Here is a 12,809-nt window from a genome sequence, read left to right as displayed (position 1 = left end):
GTTCAGACCTCCTTGCGCAGCACGTAGGTGCGCCACATGGCATAGCCGGGCAGGAAGTCCAGGTGACCGACGATATCGAAACCGGCCTGATGGAACTCCCCCTCGATCACCGCGCGCGGCACCACGAAGCGATTCTGGTTCTGCGTGGCGCGGCCAGCGGCGGCACGACGCGCTTCCAGGCGGCGGCGCTTCCAGGCCTTGTAATTGCCGTCGACCCACAGCGAGACGATCACGCTGTCGCGGCTGACCCGATGGAATTCACGCAGGATGGCCAGGCGATGCTCACTCGACTCGATATGGTGCAGCAGGCGGATGCAGAAGATGCAGTCCACCGCGTTGGCACCCAGGTCGATGGCGAAGGCCGAGGTACGAAAGCTGTTGACCCGTGCCACGACTTCGCGTGCTTGGGCGGCGCGGGCGGTGGCGAGCATGTCGGCGGAATTGTCGGCAGCGAGGATCACCCGGTTCTGCTGTTCGCAGAGCATGGGCCAGAAGCGCCCGGCGCCGCAGGGCAGGTCGAGTACCAGGTTGGGCTGCTCGGCCAGCTTCAGGGCGCGTCGTGCCACCTGGATGTCGCGCCAATGCGACAGGCGCCTGGCCAGGCCGTCCTGATGCTTGTGCAGGTACTGCTGGGCGTGGTCGAGGTCGTACTTGCGGGAGAATTCCAGTTCGATGGGGCTTGGCTTGTGCATGGCGAACGTCCGGCAATGGGTTACGTTCGCTACCCTAGTGGTCAGGGCATCAAGTTCACGTCAAAGGGCTGTGAAAATTTCGTCAAGACGCGGCCGCCAGTTCCACCCGGAAACGGGTGCCCCCCCCAGGTTCACTCTGCAGGCTGACCTTCCAGCCCTGCTTGGTGCAGATTCGCTTGACCAGCGACAGGCCCAGACCGAGGCCTTCACCACGGGCCTGAGGGCCGCGGACGAAGGGCTGGAAGATCTGCTCGTGCTGTTCGACAGGAATCCCCGCACCGCTGTCTTCGATGCGGAAGGCGCCGCGTTCGAGGATCAGGCGCACGCTGCCGCGCTCGGTGTAGTGCAGGGCATTGCGCAGCAGGTTGGCCATCACCGTGGCGAGAAAGGTGGCGTTGTACTGGCCCTCGTCCTGGCCTTCGATGCGCATCTGGAAGTCCAGACCCTTCTCCTGCATCAGTGCTCCCCAACGCGTGGCCTGTTCCTCGGCGACACTGGCCAGCGAGCGATCGCCGACGAACGCCGCCGCGTTGCTCTTGTCGCGTGCCAGTTGCAGGAAGGTCTGCACCAGTTCGCGCATCTCCTCGCAGGCACGGGCGATGCGTGCCACCTGTTCCTTTTCGCGCGGGGCCAGCGGCGCCTCGGCGAGCAGTTCGCAGGAGGAGGCAATGACCATCAGTGGGGTGCGCAGCTCATGGCTGACATCGCTGGTGAACAGGCGCTCGCGCTCCAGTGACTGGCGTACCTGACCAAGGGTGCTGTCGAAGGCTGCCGCCAGTTGGCCGATCTCGTCATCCGGGTAATCCGGTGCCAGTGGCGGCGCCAGCGGGTGCAACTGGTCGCGGTGGCGCACCTGTTGTGCCAGGCGGGTGATCGGTGCCATGACCTTGCGGGCGGTGATCAGGCCCAGGCCCCAGGCTGCCAGCACGGTGAGCAGAAAACCGGCCAGCACCACGTTGAACAGGGCATTCTCGCGGGCCTCGAACTCCTCTTGATCCTCCACCAGCATGTAGGTCTGGCCGTTGATCTGCTGCACGTAGACGTAATACGCCTCATCACCGCTGAACAACTCGTTGAAGCCTTCTCGTAGACCTTCATACGCCTGGGGAATGGCGTACTCGGGGTGAGCCGAAGAGAAGAAGCGGGTGCTGCTGTCCAGGCGTGGCGCGTGGCCCTGGCTGATGTCCTCCCTCAGGGTTTCGCTCAGCTCACGACTCAGCTCCTGGGAGACCAGGTGTTCTTCGATGAAGTGCACCACCGCGACGATGCTCAGGGAAAACAGGCCGCTGACCACCACGGTCATCAGCACGAAGGCGATGAGAATGCGCCGCTCGAAGGGTTGCTTAGCCAGCATGGGCAGTCTCCGCCAGGCGATAGCCGACACCGTGGATGGTATGCAGCAGAGGGGCGGGGAAGGGTTTGTCGAGCACCTGGCGCAACTGGTGGACGTGGCTGCGCAGGCTGTCGCTGTCCGGGCAATCGTCGCCCCACAGCGCCTCCTCCAGCGCCTCGCGGCGCACCACGGCCGGGCTGCGTTGCATGAGGATGGCCAGCAGCTTGAGGCCCAGCGGATTGAGCTTGAGCGGCTGGCCGGCGCGGCTGACGTGCAGGGTGTCGAGGTCGTAGATCAGGTCGGCGATCTGCAACTGGCGTTTGCGGCTGCCCTGGCTGCGGCGCAGGATGGCTTCGATACGCGCCACCAGCTCGGACAGGGCGAAGGGTTTGATCAGGTAGTCATCGGCGCCGGCATTGAGGCCCTGCAGGCGGTCATCGAGGGCATCGCGGGCCGTGAGCATGAGGATTGGCACCTCGTTGCGGCCATCCTCGCGCAGGCGCTTGCACACCTGATAGCCGTCGATGCCTGGCAGCATGATGTCCAGCACGATCAGGTCGTAATGACCGGTGCTGGCCAGGTGCAGGCCACTCAAACCGTCCTGGGCGCAATCCACGGTAAAGCCTTTGAGCTGCAGGTAGTCGAGCACGTTGGCGAGGATGTCCCGATTGTCTTCGATGACCAGAATGCGCATTGGTGGTGTCCCGGGTTTGACGATTTTTTCACATGGCTTTGACGAGCGGCTCACGCAGCCCTGAGCAGACTGAGGCACGTTTCATCCTGAAAGGATCATACGATGCCTCGGCTTCATTACGCGCAACTTCGTTATCTGTCGATCATTCTGCTGGTCTGGCTGGCAGTGTTCTTCCTCACCCGTAGCGTGCTGCTGGTCAGCCACCTGGGCGATGCCGGCGTCACGCCGGCCAATCTGCTGGGGCTGTACGGGGTCGGCCTGGTCTATGACCTGAGTTTTCTGCTCTACGCCGCCACGCCCATGACCCTGTACCTGCTGCTGTGCCCGTCCTGGCTGTGGCAGCGGCGCTGGCATCAGCGGCTGCTGCTGGGCGTGGCCGCCGTCAGCATCTTCGTGATGTTCTTCACCGCCGTGGCGGAGTGGCTGTTCTGGGACGAATTCGGGGTTCGCTTCAATTTCATCGCCGTGGATTACCTGGTGTACTCCAAGGAGGTGGTGGACAACATCCTCGAGTCCTACCCGATCTACCCGCTGCTGGCGTTGCTGGCTGCCCTGGCGATTGGCCTGACTTTCGTCCTGCGGCGTGCCCTGCATGATGCGCTGCAGGCGCCGCGTCTGCCATTCAAGCGCGCGGTGCCTGGCGTGATGCTGCTGGCCTTGCTGGTGGGCCTGTGTCTTGCCCTGGTCGGCCAGGATGCGCCACGCGGGCTGGGGGGCAACACCTATCAGCGCGAACTGGCGAGCAACGGGCCGTACCAGTTCTTCGCCGCCTTCCGTAACAACGAGCTGGATTATCGGCAGTTCTACGCCACCTTGCCGGATCAGGCCGTGGCCAGCTTGCTGCGTGAGGAAGTGAGCGAACCCAATGCGCGCTTCATCGGCAGCGATCCGGAGGACATCCGCCGGGTGATCGACAACCCGGGCCAGCCCAAGCCGCTCAATGTGGTGCTGGTGACCATCGAAAGCCTCAGTGCCAAGTACCTGGGCAGTTTCGGCGATAGCCGTGGACTGACCCCGAACCTCGACGAGCTGCGCAAGCACAGCCTGGTGTTCACCCATTTCTACGCTACCGGTACCCGTACCGACCGTGGCCTGGAGGCGATCACCCTGTCCATGCCGCCGACGCCGGGGCGCTCCATCGTCAAACGCATCGGTCGCGAGGCCGGCTATGCCAGCCTGGGTCAGCAATTGACTGCCAAGGGCTATGACAGCGTGTTCATCTACGGCGGTCGTGGCTATTTCGACAACATGAATGCGTTCTTCGGCGGCAATGGCTATCGCATCGTCGACCAGAGCAGCGTCGCCGACGCCGACATGAGCTTCCAGAACGCCTGGGGCATGGCCGACGAGGATCTCTACCGCCAGGCGCTGAAGGTGGCCGATGCCGACCATGCCAGCGGCAAGCGCTTCTTCCTGCAACTGATGACCACCTCCAACCACCGTCCCTACACCTATCCCGATGGTCGTATCGACATCAAGTCGGGCGAGGGGCGTGAGGGGGCGGTGAAGTACACCGACTATGCCATCGGCCAGTTCCTCACCGAGGCGCGCAGCAAGCCCTGGTTCGACGACACCCTGTTCGTCTTCGTCGCCGACCACACCGCCGGCAGCGCCGGGCGCGAAGACCTGCCGGTGGCCAACTACCACATCCCGCTGTTCGTCTACTCGCCGAAACACATCAACCCGGCCGAATACGCCGACGTGGCCAGCCAGATCGACGTGGCGCCGACGTTGCTGGGGCTGATGAACATGGACTACGTGTCCACCTTCTTCGGCCGCAACCTGCTGCGCGAGGATCACGCCCAAGGCCGTGCGCTGCTGGGTAACTACCAGCATCTGGGGCTGTTCGACGGCCACGACCTGGCCATTCTCAGTCCGCGCCAGGGCATGCGCCGCCACGTGGATGCCCTGGGGCTCAGCCGTGAGACACGCGTCGACAGCGATGATCCGCTGATGCGTCGTGACATCGCCTACTACCAGGGTGCCAGCCACGCCTTTCAGAAGCGCCTGATCGCCTGGCATCCCGGCGGGCAGTCCGATTCTCAACTGAGCCAGCGCTGAGGAGCCGAGCATGAGGTCACGTTACTTCAACTTCCCGCTGGCTCTGGGCGTCCCGCTGCTGATGATGGCCTTGCTGCTGGCGATTGACCCCAGCCCCCTGGACTTTGCCATCGAGCATCTGTTCTACCAGCCTGGCGAGGGCTTTATCGGTCGCCACAGTTTCTGGCTGGAAGACATCCTGCATGACCGCGCCAAGCAGGCGGTCATCGTCGTCGGTGTGCTGGCCATCGCCGGCTTCCTGCTCAGCCTGTTGCCGACGCGGTTGCGGCCTTGGCGCCGTGCGCTGGGCTATCTGGTGCTGGCGTTGGGGCTTTCCACTTCGGTAGTCACGCCGCTGAAGACCCTGACCGGCATGCATTGCCCCTGGAGTCTCAGCGAGTTCGGCGGCCATGAGCAGTTCACAGCGCTGCTCGCCGAGCGCGCGCCCACTGCCAATCCGGGGCGCTGCTGGCCGGGCGGCCACGCCTCGGCCGGGTTCTCGCTGATCGCGCTGTTCTTCGTTTTGCGCGACCGCAGGCCGCGTGCCGCCCGTGTCGCGCTGATGGTGGCGCTCGGTCTCGGCTCGCTGTTCTCGCTGGGGCGCATGCTGCAGGGCGCGCATTTTCTTTCACACAACCTGTGGACGCTATTGATCGATTGGGTCATCTGCCTGGTGACCTACCGTCTGGTGCTGTATCGGGCACCTGCCGTACAGGCGCAGCAAGAACAACTGGCATGGGGAGGGCAGGGGTAATGAAAGGTTTGTTGCAGATGTTACGCGTGGTTATCGCCGCTGCTGTATTCCTGGGTGCTCTGTTGGCGTTGCCCCTGAGCATGGCCTGGGGCGCCAGCAATCCCGCTGCGCCGGCCATGCCGGTGCGGCCGGCCGGCTGGGCGCAGCCGCTGGACAAGCACATCAACCTCTATCGCATGGCGTCCGATCTGTATCGCAGCGCCTTGCCCAAGGCGCAGGACTGGCCGCAACTGCAGCACCTCGGCGTTACCACGGTGATCAACTTCTATCAGCAGGGTGACGGGCAATGGCTGCGCGACCCGCGTGTGCGCCAGGTTCATTTACCGTTGCACACCGACCGTATCGACGACAGCGACGTGATCGAGGTGATGCGCAGCATCCGCCAGGCCCAGGCGCAAGGCCCGGTGCTGATCCATTGCAAGCACGGACAGAACCGTACGGGGCTGATCGCCGCGATGTATCGAATCATCTATCAGGACTGGAGCAAGGAGCAGGCGCTGGCCGAGATGGCCGGCGGCGGCTTCGGTGGTGAGGATCGCATGGGCGATGCCGAACGCTACATTCGCGGTGCCGACATCGGCGCGTTGCGCACCGCTCTGGAGAGCGGTGCCTGCAGCACCAGCCCCTGGGCGCTGTGCCAGCTCAAGGCGGCGTTGTCTGGTTGGATGGCCGGTGCCTGACATGAACCTGTACCGACGGATGCTGCTGGGGGGGGTGCTGGTCACGCTCGTGGCCTGCCAGAGCCTGCGTGAGAGCATGCTGGCCGCCGACTACCCGCCAGCCTTCGTCGATGGTTTCGAGGCGGGCTGCCAGAGTGGACGGGCAGCCGCCGGCCCGCTGGGCGGTTACACCAAGGCGCTCAGCCGCTATCAGTCCGAGCCTCTGTACACGCAAGGGTGGGACGATGGCTTTCGCCAGTGCGAGCAGAGCCAGCAACGTGACGACTGGCATGTGAGCAGCGAGCAGGACTGGCGCGATCGCGAATGGCGTCACCACGTCGATCAGGCGATGGCCAAGGCGCTGAATCGCTAGGGTCTTTCCGCAGCGTGCCGATCACTTTTTCGTACCTTCGTCCAAACTCCGGATATCTGAACTAGGCTCCTGAAGGGGTCAGTCGTCATGCTGTAGAAGCTGTGCATGTGACCGTTCGAGAACTCAGGCACAAACGCGCCGAGCGCCTCGGGCATTCACAGAATCGCCAGGGGCGGCGCACAACCGAAACAGGTGAATCGAATGTCGCTGCGCAATATGTCCATTGCTCCCCGTGCAGGTCTGGGGTTCGGTCTGGTGGCGTTGCTGGTCTTGCTGATGGGCATATGGATGCTCGTCACGCTGCAAAACATCAATCAACAGTCACAGGAGGTGGAAGACAACTGGGTACCCAGCATTCTGGCACTCAACGATCTGTCGCAGACGGTGCTGCGGGTACGCGCGCTGACCCTGCGCGTACTGGTCGACCGCGACGTGGCCAAGTCCGAACTGACCCTCAAGCGGGCGGACGAGTTGCTGAACTATGTCCAGAATGTCTATGAGGCTTATGAGTCGCGTATTTCTTCCACGAAGGAGCGGCAGCTATTCGAGCAGTTCCGCACGGCCGAGAAAAGCTACCTGGCAGAGCGCGCCGAGGTGCTACGTCTGGCGCAGACGGGCGATTTCGATGCGGCCATGGCCCGCTTCGAGACGGATGTGCTCAATCGCCATGCCGATGCGCTGGCCACGTCCTTGACCGCGCTGGCGAAGTTGAACGACGAGGGGGTCAAGGCGGCAACCGAGTCCATCGCGCGTGCCAATAGCGAGGCCCGCTACGGTGTTTTCGTCGCCATTGCCCTGGCGCTCGGCATTACCATCTTGCTCGCCGTGGTGCTGACCCGCAGCATCGTCGCGCCGCTTGGTGAGGCGGTACAGGCCGCCGAATTCGTTGCGTCTGGCGATCTCACGCAGGCCATTCATGCTGCAGGCAAGGACGAGCCGGCGCGTCTGCTGAACGCCCTGAAGGCAATGCAGGGTAGCCTGCGCAGCACCATTCAGAGCATCGCCGACTCGTCCAATCAATTGGCTTCGGCATCCGAAGAGCTGCATGCCGTCACCGAAGACGCCACCCGTGGCCTGCATCAGCAGAACACCGAGATCGAACAGGCGGCTACGGCGGTCAATGAAATGACCGCCGCAGTGGAGGAGGTGGCGCGCAATGCCGTGAGCACCTCGGAAGCCTCGCGCGCTTCCACCCAGACTGCCCACCAGGGTCGCGAACAGGTGCGTCAGACGGTGGAGTCCATCAGTCAGTTGGCGACTGATGTGGCCAGTACCGTCGGCGAGGTGGAGCAACTGGCGCAACGGGTGCAGGAGATTGGCAAGGTGCTCGACGTGATCCACTCCATCGCCGAGCAGACCAACCTGCTGGCGCTCAATGCCGCCATCGAGGCCGCTCGTGCCGGCGAACAGGGCCGTGGTTTCGCCGTGGTGGCCGATGAGGTACGCCTGCTGGCGCAGCGCACACAGCAATCGACCCAGGAAATCGAGCAGATGATCGGCGGCATCCAGAGTGGTACTCAGCGCGCTGTCAGCGCCATGCAAAGCAGCAATGGGCGCACGCGCTCGACACTGGAGGTGGCGCAGGCCGCCGGCGGGGCGCTGGAGCAGATTACCGAGGCCATTGCCTCGATCAACGAGCGCAATCTGGTGATCGCCAGTGCTTCTGAAGAGCAGGCGCAGGTGGCGCGAGAGGTGGATCGCAACCTGGTCAATATCCGCGATCTGTCGATGCAGACTTCGGCTGGGGCCAACCAGACCACTGCTGCGAGTCAGGAGCTGTCTCGTCTGGCGGTGGATCTCAACAGCCTGGTGGCGCGCTTCAAGGTCTGACAGCTCGGATGCGACAAACGAAAACGGCGCCCGTAGGCGCCGTTTTCTATACAGCAGCGCGTAGGGCGTACTCGCTAAGTACGCCGTTGGATCAGGGGGTTACTGCAGGTTCAGGCGCGTGCAGAGCCCGCCCAGGAGGGCGAACGGAATCGTCGTGGAATAGGTTGAGCGGCATGGATGCCGCGAGAGCCACGATGGGCCAGGGATGGCCCACCGCGGCGGGCCTCTGGAGCGACGGTGGAGTGAGCGAACCCTGGCGCAGTCAGGGCCGGATGATCGGGCGGAGGGTTTTGGTTACTTTTGCCCTACAAAAGTGACTCGCCCGGGAGGGCGAAACCAAAAAACATCAGCAGAACGCCGATAAGCAGCTTGAACACCGAAAACGACCGAAACCAATACACAAACTTGCCAGTCCAGTGTCAACCAGCATTCCCCCTAAAATGCAATAACCCTTAAATGAAAACGGCGCCCGCAGGCGCCGTTTCTCTTCACAGCTATAGCCGTTACTTGCCAGCCCAGCGCTTGAGCACCAGGGTGGCGTTGGTGCCGCCGAAACCGAAGCTGTTGCTCATCACGGTGTCGATCTTGGCGTTTTCTTCGGTCTTGCGCACGATCGGCATATCGGCCACTTCCGGGTCGAGTTCGTCGATGTTGACCGAGCCGGCGATGAAGTTGTTTTCCATCATCAGCATGCAGTAAATGGCTTCCTGCACGCCGGCAGCGCCCAGGCTGTGGCCGGAGAGGCTCTTGGTGGAGCTGATCTTCGGCGCCTTGTCCGCGAACACTTCGCGCACGCCGCGGATTTCCGCCACGTCGCCCACCGGCGTCGAGGTGCCGTGGGTGTTGAGGTAGTCGATCGGGGTGTCGACGGTGGCCAGCGCCTGCTGCATGCAGCGCACCGCGCCTTCACCGCTCGGGGCGACCATGTCGTAGCCGTCGCTGGTGGCGCCGTAGCCGACGATCTCGGCGTAGATCTTGGCGCCACGGGCCAGGGCGTGTTCCAGTTCCTCGACCACCACCATGCCGCCACCGCCAGCGATGACGAAACCGTCACGCTTGGCGTCGTAGGCACGCGAGGCCTTTTCCGGTGTCTCGTTGTACTGGGTGGAGAGGGCGCCCATGGCGTCGAACAGGCAGCTCTGGCTCCAGTGTTCCTCTTCTCCGCCGCCGGCGAAGACCACGTCCTGCTTGCCCAGTTGGATCTGTTCCATGGCCTGGCCGATGCAATGCGCGCTGGTGGCACAGGCCGAAGAAATGGAGAAATTCACGCCCTTGATCTGGAAGGGCGTGGCCAGGCAGGCGGAAACGGTGCTGCCCATGGTACGGGTGACGCGGTATGGGCCGATGCGCTTGACGCCTTTCTCGCGCAGGATGTCCAGGGCTTCCATCTGGTTGAAGGTGGAAGCGCCGCCGGAGCCTGCGATCAGACCGGTACGCGGGTTGGAAACCTGCTCCGGAGTCAGGCCGGCGTCCTTGATCGCCTGCTCCATGGACAGGTAGGCGAAGGCGGCCGCGTCGCCCATGAAACGCATGATCTTGCGGTCGATCAGCTCTTCCAGGTTCAGGTTAACGGAGCCGGAAACATGGCTGCGCAGGCCCATTTCCGCGTAGGACGGGTTGAAGCGGATACCCGATTTGCCTTCGCGCAGGCTGCTGGCAACGGTTTCTTTGTCAGTACCCAGGCAGGAAACGATGCCCAGACCGGTAATCACGACACGACGCATATGCAAGTCCTTCAGAAACTGTCGGTGGAGGTGAAGAGGCCGACACGCAGGCCTTCAGCGCTGTAGATTTCACGGCCGTCGACGCTGACGTTGCCATCGGCGATGCCGAGAATCAGCGAGCGGTTGATGGTGCGCTTGATATGAATGTTGTAGGTGACTTTCTTGGCGGTCGGTAGTACCTGACCGAAGAATTTGACTTCGCCGCTGCCCAGCGCGCGGCCACGGCCGGGGTTGCCCTGCCAGCCGAGATAGAAGCCGACCAGTTGCCACATGGCGTCGAGGCCCAGGCAGCCTGGCATCACCGGGTCGCCCTCGAAGTGGCAGGCGAAGAACCACAGGTCCGGGTTGATGTCGAGCTCCGCGACGATTTCGCCCTTGCCATACTTGCCGCCGGTTTCACTGATATGAACGATGCGATCGATCATCAGCATGTTCGGGGCGGGCAGTTGCGCGTTCCCCGGGCCGAACAGTTCGCCGCGGCCGCAGGCGAGCAGATCTTCCCGAGAGTAGGCGTTTGGTTTTGTCATGCGAGCTCCTCAATTGTCCCCATGCATCTAAGGCTGGGCGAATCGTCCTGGCCGGCACCAACGCTGGGTGTATGCCGGCAGCCTAGTCATAGACTGTTGCGTTGTGGTGAAAGTCACAGTGCGATGAGTACAGTTGTACTCCGCTCGCCTGCGCTTGTCACAGGGCTGCCATCACGGCATGTAACGGCGTACGTTGTGTCTTGCCCGTTCCTGCCCTCTCAAGGGTGCAGCCAACGTTGCAGAATGCGCTGCAGATCCGCCCGTTTGAAGGGTTTGGCCAGGTAATCGTTCATGCCCGCGGCCAGGCAGGTTTCGCGGTCGCCCTGCAACGCGTTGGCGGTCAGGGCAATGATCGGCACCGCATGCCCTTGTGCCTGCTGGCGAATCTGCCGGGTGGCTTCGTAGCCGTCCATCAGCGGCAGGCGGCAATCCATGAGAATCGCCGCGTAAGGCTGCTCTGCAAAGCGTTGCACGGCCTGCTGACCATCGGCTGCCAGGCTGACTCGGTAGCCTAGACTACGCAGCATGGCTTCGATCACGGTCTGGTTGACCGGGTTGTCTTCCACCAGCAGAACCTGCTGGCCATCACCTGTACCCAGAGGTTGACCCTCGATGTCAGCCGGATGTTCCTGTGCTGGACGGAAGGGCAGGGGAATCTCCAGGGTGAACACCGAGCCGCTGCCTACCTGACTCTCCACGTTCAGGGTGCCGCCCATGCGTTCGGCCAGCGTGCGCGCGATGGGCAGGCCCAGGCCCGTGCCACCATAGCGGCGGGAAATCGAGTTGTCCGCCTGGGCGAAGGCATCGAACATGCGCCCGAGGTGCTCGCTGTCGATGCCGATGCCGGAGTCGCGTACCGAGCAGGTGAACCAGAGCACCTGCTCGTCCAGTATCTGCCACTGGGCGTGCAGGGCGATGCTGCCTTCTTCGGTGAACTTCAGCGCGTTGCCGATCAGATTGACCAGGATCTGCCGGATGCGCGTGGGGTCGCCGCTGATTTCCAGGTGTTCCAGGCCCGGCTGGATTTCCAGGGAAAGCTCCAGGCCGCGTTGTTGGGCACTGTGTTGGAACACCTGTACTGACCCTTCGAGCAGTTCCGGCAGATTGAAGGGAATGCTCTCCAGCTCCAGGGCGCCGCGTTCGATGCGCGAGAAATCGAGTATGTCGTTGATCACCTTGAGCAGGTGTTCGGTGGATTCGGCAGCCAGGGCGGCGTATTCGGCCTGTTCGTCGTTGAGCTCGGTGGTCTCCAGCAGTTGCAGCATGCCCAGCACGCCATTCATCGGGGTGCGCAGCTCATGGCTCATCATGGCCAGGAAATCGGATTTGGCGCGGTTGGCCTGCTCCGACTCCTCGCGCGCCTGCACCAGCGCTTCGATGGCCAGGCGTTGCTCACGGCCGCTGCGATCCAGAGTGCTGGCCAGGTTGTTGATATGCCGCGCGAGGTCGGTCAGCTCGTCGTTGCCCACCTCGCGCAGGGGCTGGCTATAGTCGCCGCCCTGGATACGCTCCAGCGCCTGGCCCATGGCGCTGATCGGCTGCGCCAGACGCCTGGCGAGGCGGCGGGCAAGGAGAAAGGTAAGAAGCAGGGCGAGCAGCGACAGCACGGCGGCCTTGAGCAGGATCTCCTGCTGCCGGGCGTTGAAGGTGTCGTTGGACATGGCCACCACCACGCGGCCCAGATAGCCATTGTGGCTGGTTGGCGTGCCGAGCACGTTGGCGGCCGGGCGCTGCAGGCGAATGGCGGCCTGGAACACCTCCACGTGCGCCGTGCCCTGGCCATGCGGCTTGGGCCGCTCGACGTAGACCAGGATATTGTCGTCGCGATCGCGTACCTCGGCGAAGCGTACGTCCGGGGTATCCAGCGTGGCCCTCAGCAGGCGGTCGAGGGCGTCGAGATTGCCGCTGAGAAACACCTGCTCGGTGGCAGGGGCGAGCTGATTGGCGATCAACTGGCCGGTGTGGTTGAGTTCCTGACGCAGATCCTGCAGCCGGGTGAAAGTGAGAAAACCCGTCAATAGCAACGTCAGCAACAGGGCCGGACCGACGCTGATCAATTGGGTCCGGGTATGGATGTTCCAACCACGGCGTTGGCTCATGGCTGAAGACTCTGGGTGGGGAGCAGGGCAGTACCGGCAGGCACGATTCCGTCCTTGGCGATGAACGTCAAACGTGCATGGTAA

The 12,809-nt window shown here is 63.3% G+C and carries 11 protein-coding genes; 5 read left to right on the top strand and 6 right to left on the bottom strand.

The window, feature by feature from the left end; genetic code table 11:
- Positions 1-2 precede the first annotated feature (2 nt).
- The 3 genes from OU800_RS13040 to OU800_RS13030 form a co-directional block, all read right to left on the bottom strand.
- Positions 3-692: a class I SAM-dependent methyltransferase gene (locus OU800_RS13040; RefSeq protein ID WP_268177712.1), complete on the bottom strand. Its 690-nt coding sequence runs from the start codon at positions 690-692 to the stop codon at positions 3-5.
- Positions 693-774: 82 nt separating this feature from the next.
- Positions 775-2,046 (bottom strand): sensor histidine kinase, encoded by a 1,272-nt coding sequence (locus OU800_RS13035; protein WP_268177710.1) that lies wholly within the window; start codon positions 2,044-2,046, stop codon positions 775-777.
- Positions 2,036-2,719: a response regulator transcription factor gene (locus tag OU800_RS13030; protein WP_268177709.1), complete on the bottom strand. Its 684-nt coding sequence runs from the start codon at positions 2,717-2,719 to the stop codon at positions 2,036-2,038. The genes OU800_RS13035 and OU800_RS13030 overlap by 11 nt, the downstream gene beginning before the upstream one ends.
- A gap of 102 nt (positions 2,720-2,821) precedes the next feature.
- On the opposite strand from OU800_RS13030, the gene OU800_RS13025 reads away from it, so the two are divergent.
- The 5 genes from OU800_RS13025 (at position 2,822) to OU800_RS13005 (ending at position 8,375) form a co-directional block, all read left to right on the top strand.
- Entirely contained in the window at positions 2,822-4,780 is a 1,959-nt protein-coding gene (locus OU800_RS13025) for an LTA synthase family protein (RefSeq protein ID WP_268177707.1), read from the top strand.
- Positions 4,781-4,790: 10 nt separating this feature from the next.
- The gene (locus tag OU800_RS13020; protein WP_268177706.1) at positions 4,791-5,513 is read left to right on the top strand and encodes a phosphatase PAP2 family protein; all 723 of its coding nucleotides are present in this window, start codon (positions 4,791-4,793) and stop codon (positions 5,511-5,513) included.
- Positions 5,513-6,193, top strand: a complete 681-nt coding sequence (locus OU800_RS13015) for a phosphatase domain-containing protein (RefSeq protein WP_268177705.1) — start codon at positions 5,513-5,515, stop codon at positions 6,191-6,193. Before OU800_RS13020 ends, OU800_RS13015 begins: the two co-directional genes overlap by 1 nt.
- 1 nt (position 6,194) lies before the next feature.
- On the top strand, positions 6,195-6,545 hold the full coding sequence (locus OU800_RS13010; RefSeq protein ID WP_268177704.1) for a hypothetical protein: 351 nt from the start codon (positions 6,195-6,197) through the stop codon (positions 6,543-6,545).
- Positions 6,546-6,746: 201 nt separating this feature from the next.
- Positions 6,747-8,375, top strand: a complete 1,629-nt coding sequence (locus tag OU800_RS13005; RefSeq protein WP_268177703.1) for a methyl-accepting chemotaxis protein — start codon at positions 6,747-6,749, stop codon at positions 8,373-8,375.
- 503 nt (positions 8,376-8,878) lie between these two features.
- Here OU800_RS13005 and fabB read toward each other — a convergent pair.
- From fabB to OU800_RS12990, 3 genes are all read right to left on the bottom strand, one after another.
- Positions 8,879-10,099: a beta-ketoacyl-ACP synthase I gene (fabB, locus tag OU800_RS13000; protein ID WP_268177702.1), complete on the bottom strand. Its 1,221-nt coding sequence runs from the start codon at positions 10,097-10,099 to the stop codon at positions 8,879-8,881.
- Positions 10,100-10,110: 11 nt separating this feature from the next.
- Positions 10,111-10,626 carry a 3-hydroxyacyl-[acyl-carrier-protein] dehydratase FabA gene (gene fabA, locus OU800_RS12995; RefSeq protein ID WP_268177701.1) on the bottom strand — a complete coding sequence of 172 codons (516 nt, stop codon included), beginning with the start codon at positions 10,624-10,626 and terminating at the stop codon, positions 10,111-10,113.
- 218 nt (positions 10,627-10,844) lie between these two features.
- A complete protein-coding gene (locus OU800_RS12990) occupies positions 10,845-12,725 on the bottom strand; it encodes a response regulator (protein ID WP_268177700.1) in 1,881 nt (626 codons plus the stop codon).
- Between the last annotated feature and the right edge of the window lie 84 nt (positions 12,726-12,809).

It is taken from the genome of Pseudomonas sp. GOM7 (assembly GCF_026723825.1).
GTDB lineage: Bacteria > Pseudomonadota > Gammaproteobacteria > Pseudomonadales > Pseudomonadaceae > Aquipseudomonas.
Note: the sequence above shows the minus strand (reverse complement) of the source record. Positions and strands in the feature narration are given on the sequence as shown.

Bases quoted from the DNA above. Each gene is read 5' to 3' on its own strand.
- fabA (WP_268177701.1), bottom strand. From the start codon at position 10,626: ATGACAAAACCAAACGCCTACTCTCGGGAAGATCTGCTCGCCTGCGGC.
- OU800_RS13035 (WP_268177710.1), bottom strand. From the start codon at position 2,046: ATGCTGGCTAAGCAACCCTTCGAGCGGCGCATTCTCATCGCCTTCGTG.
- OU800_RS13025 (WP_268177707.1), top strand. From the start codon at position 2,822: ATGCCTCGGCTTCATTACGCGCAACTTCGTTATCTGTCGATCATTCTG.
- OU800_RS13020 (WP_268177706.1), top strand. From the start codon at position 4,791: ATGAGGTCACGTTACTTCAACTTCCCGCTGGCTCTGGGCGTCCCGCTG.
- OU800_RS12990 (WP_268177700.1), bottom strand. From the start codon at position 12,725: ATGAGCCAACGCCGTGGTTGGAACATCCATACCCGGACCCAATTGATC.
- OU800_RS13005 (WP_268177703.1), top strand. From the start codon at position 6,747: ATGTCGCTGCGCAATATGTCCATTGCTCCCCGTGCAGGTCTGGGGTTC.
- OU800_RS13015 (WP_268177705.1), top strand. From the start codon at position 5,513: ATGAAAGGTTTGTTGCAGATGTTACGCGTGGTTATCGCCGCTGCTGTA.
- OU800_RS13010 (WP_268177704.1), top strand. From the start codon at position 6,195: ATGAACCTGTACCGACGGATGCTGCTGGGGGGGGTGCTGGTCACGCTC.
- OU800_RS13030 (WP_268177709.1), bottom strand. From the start codon at position 2,719: ATGCGCATTCTGGTCATCGAAGACAATCGGGACATCCTCGCCAACGTG.
- fabB (WP_268177702.1), bottom strand. From the start codon at position 10,099: ATGCGTCGTGTCGTGATTACCGGTCTGGGCATCGTTTCCTGCCTGGGT.
- OU800_RS13040 (WP_268177712.1), bottom strand. From the start codon at position 692: ATGCACAAGCCAAGCCCCATCGAACTGGAATTCTCCCGCAAGTACGAC.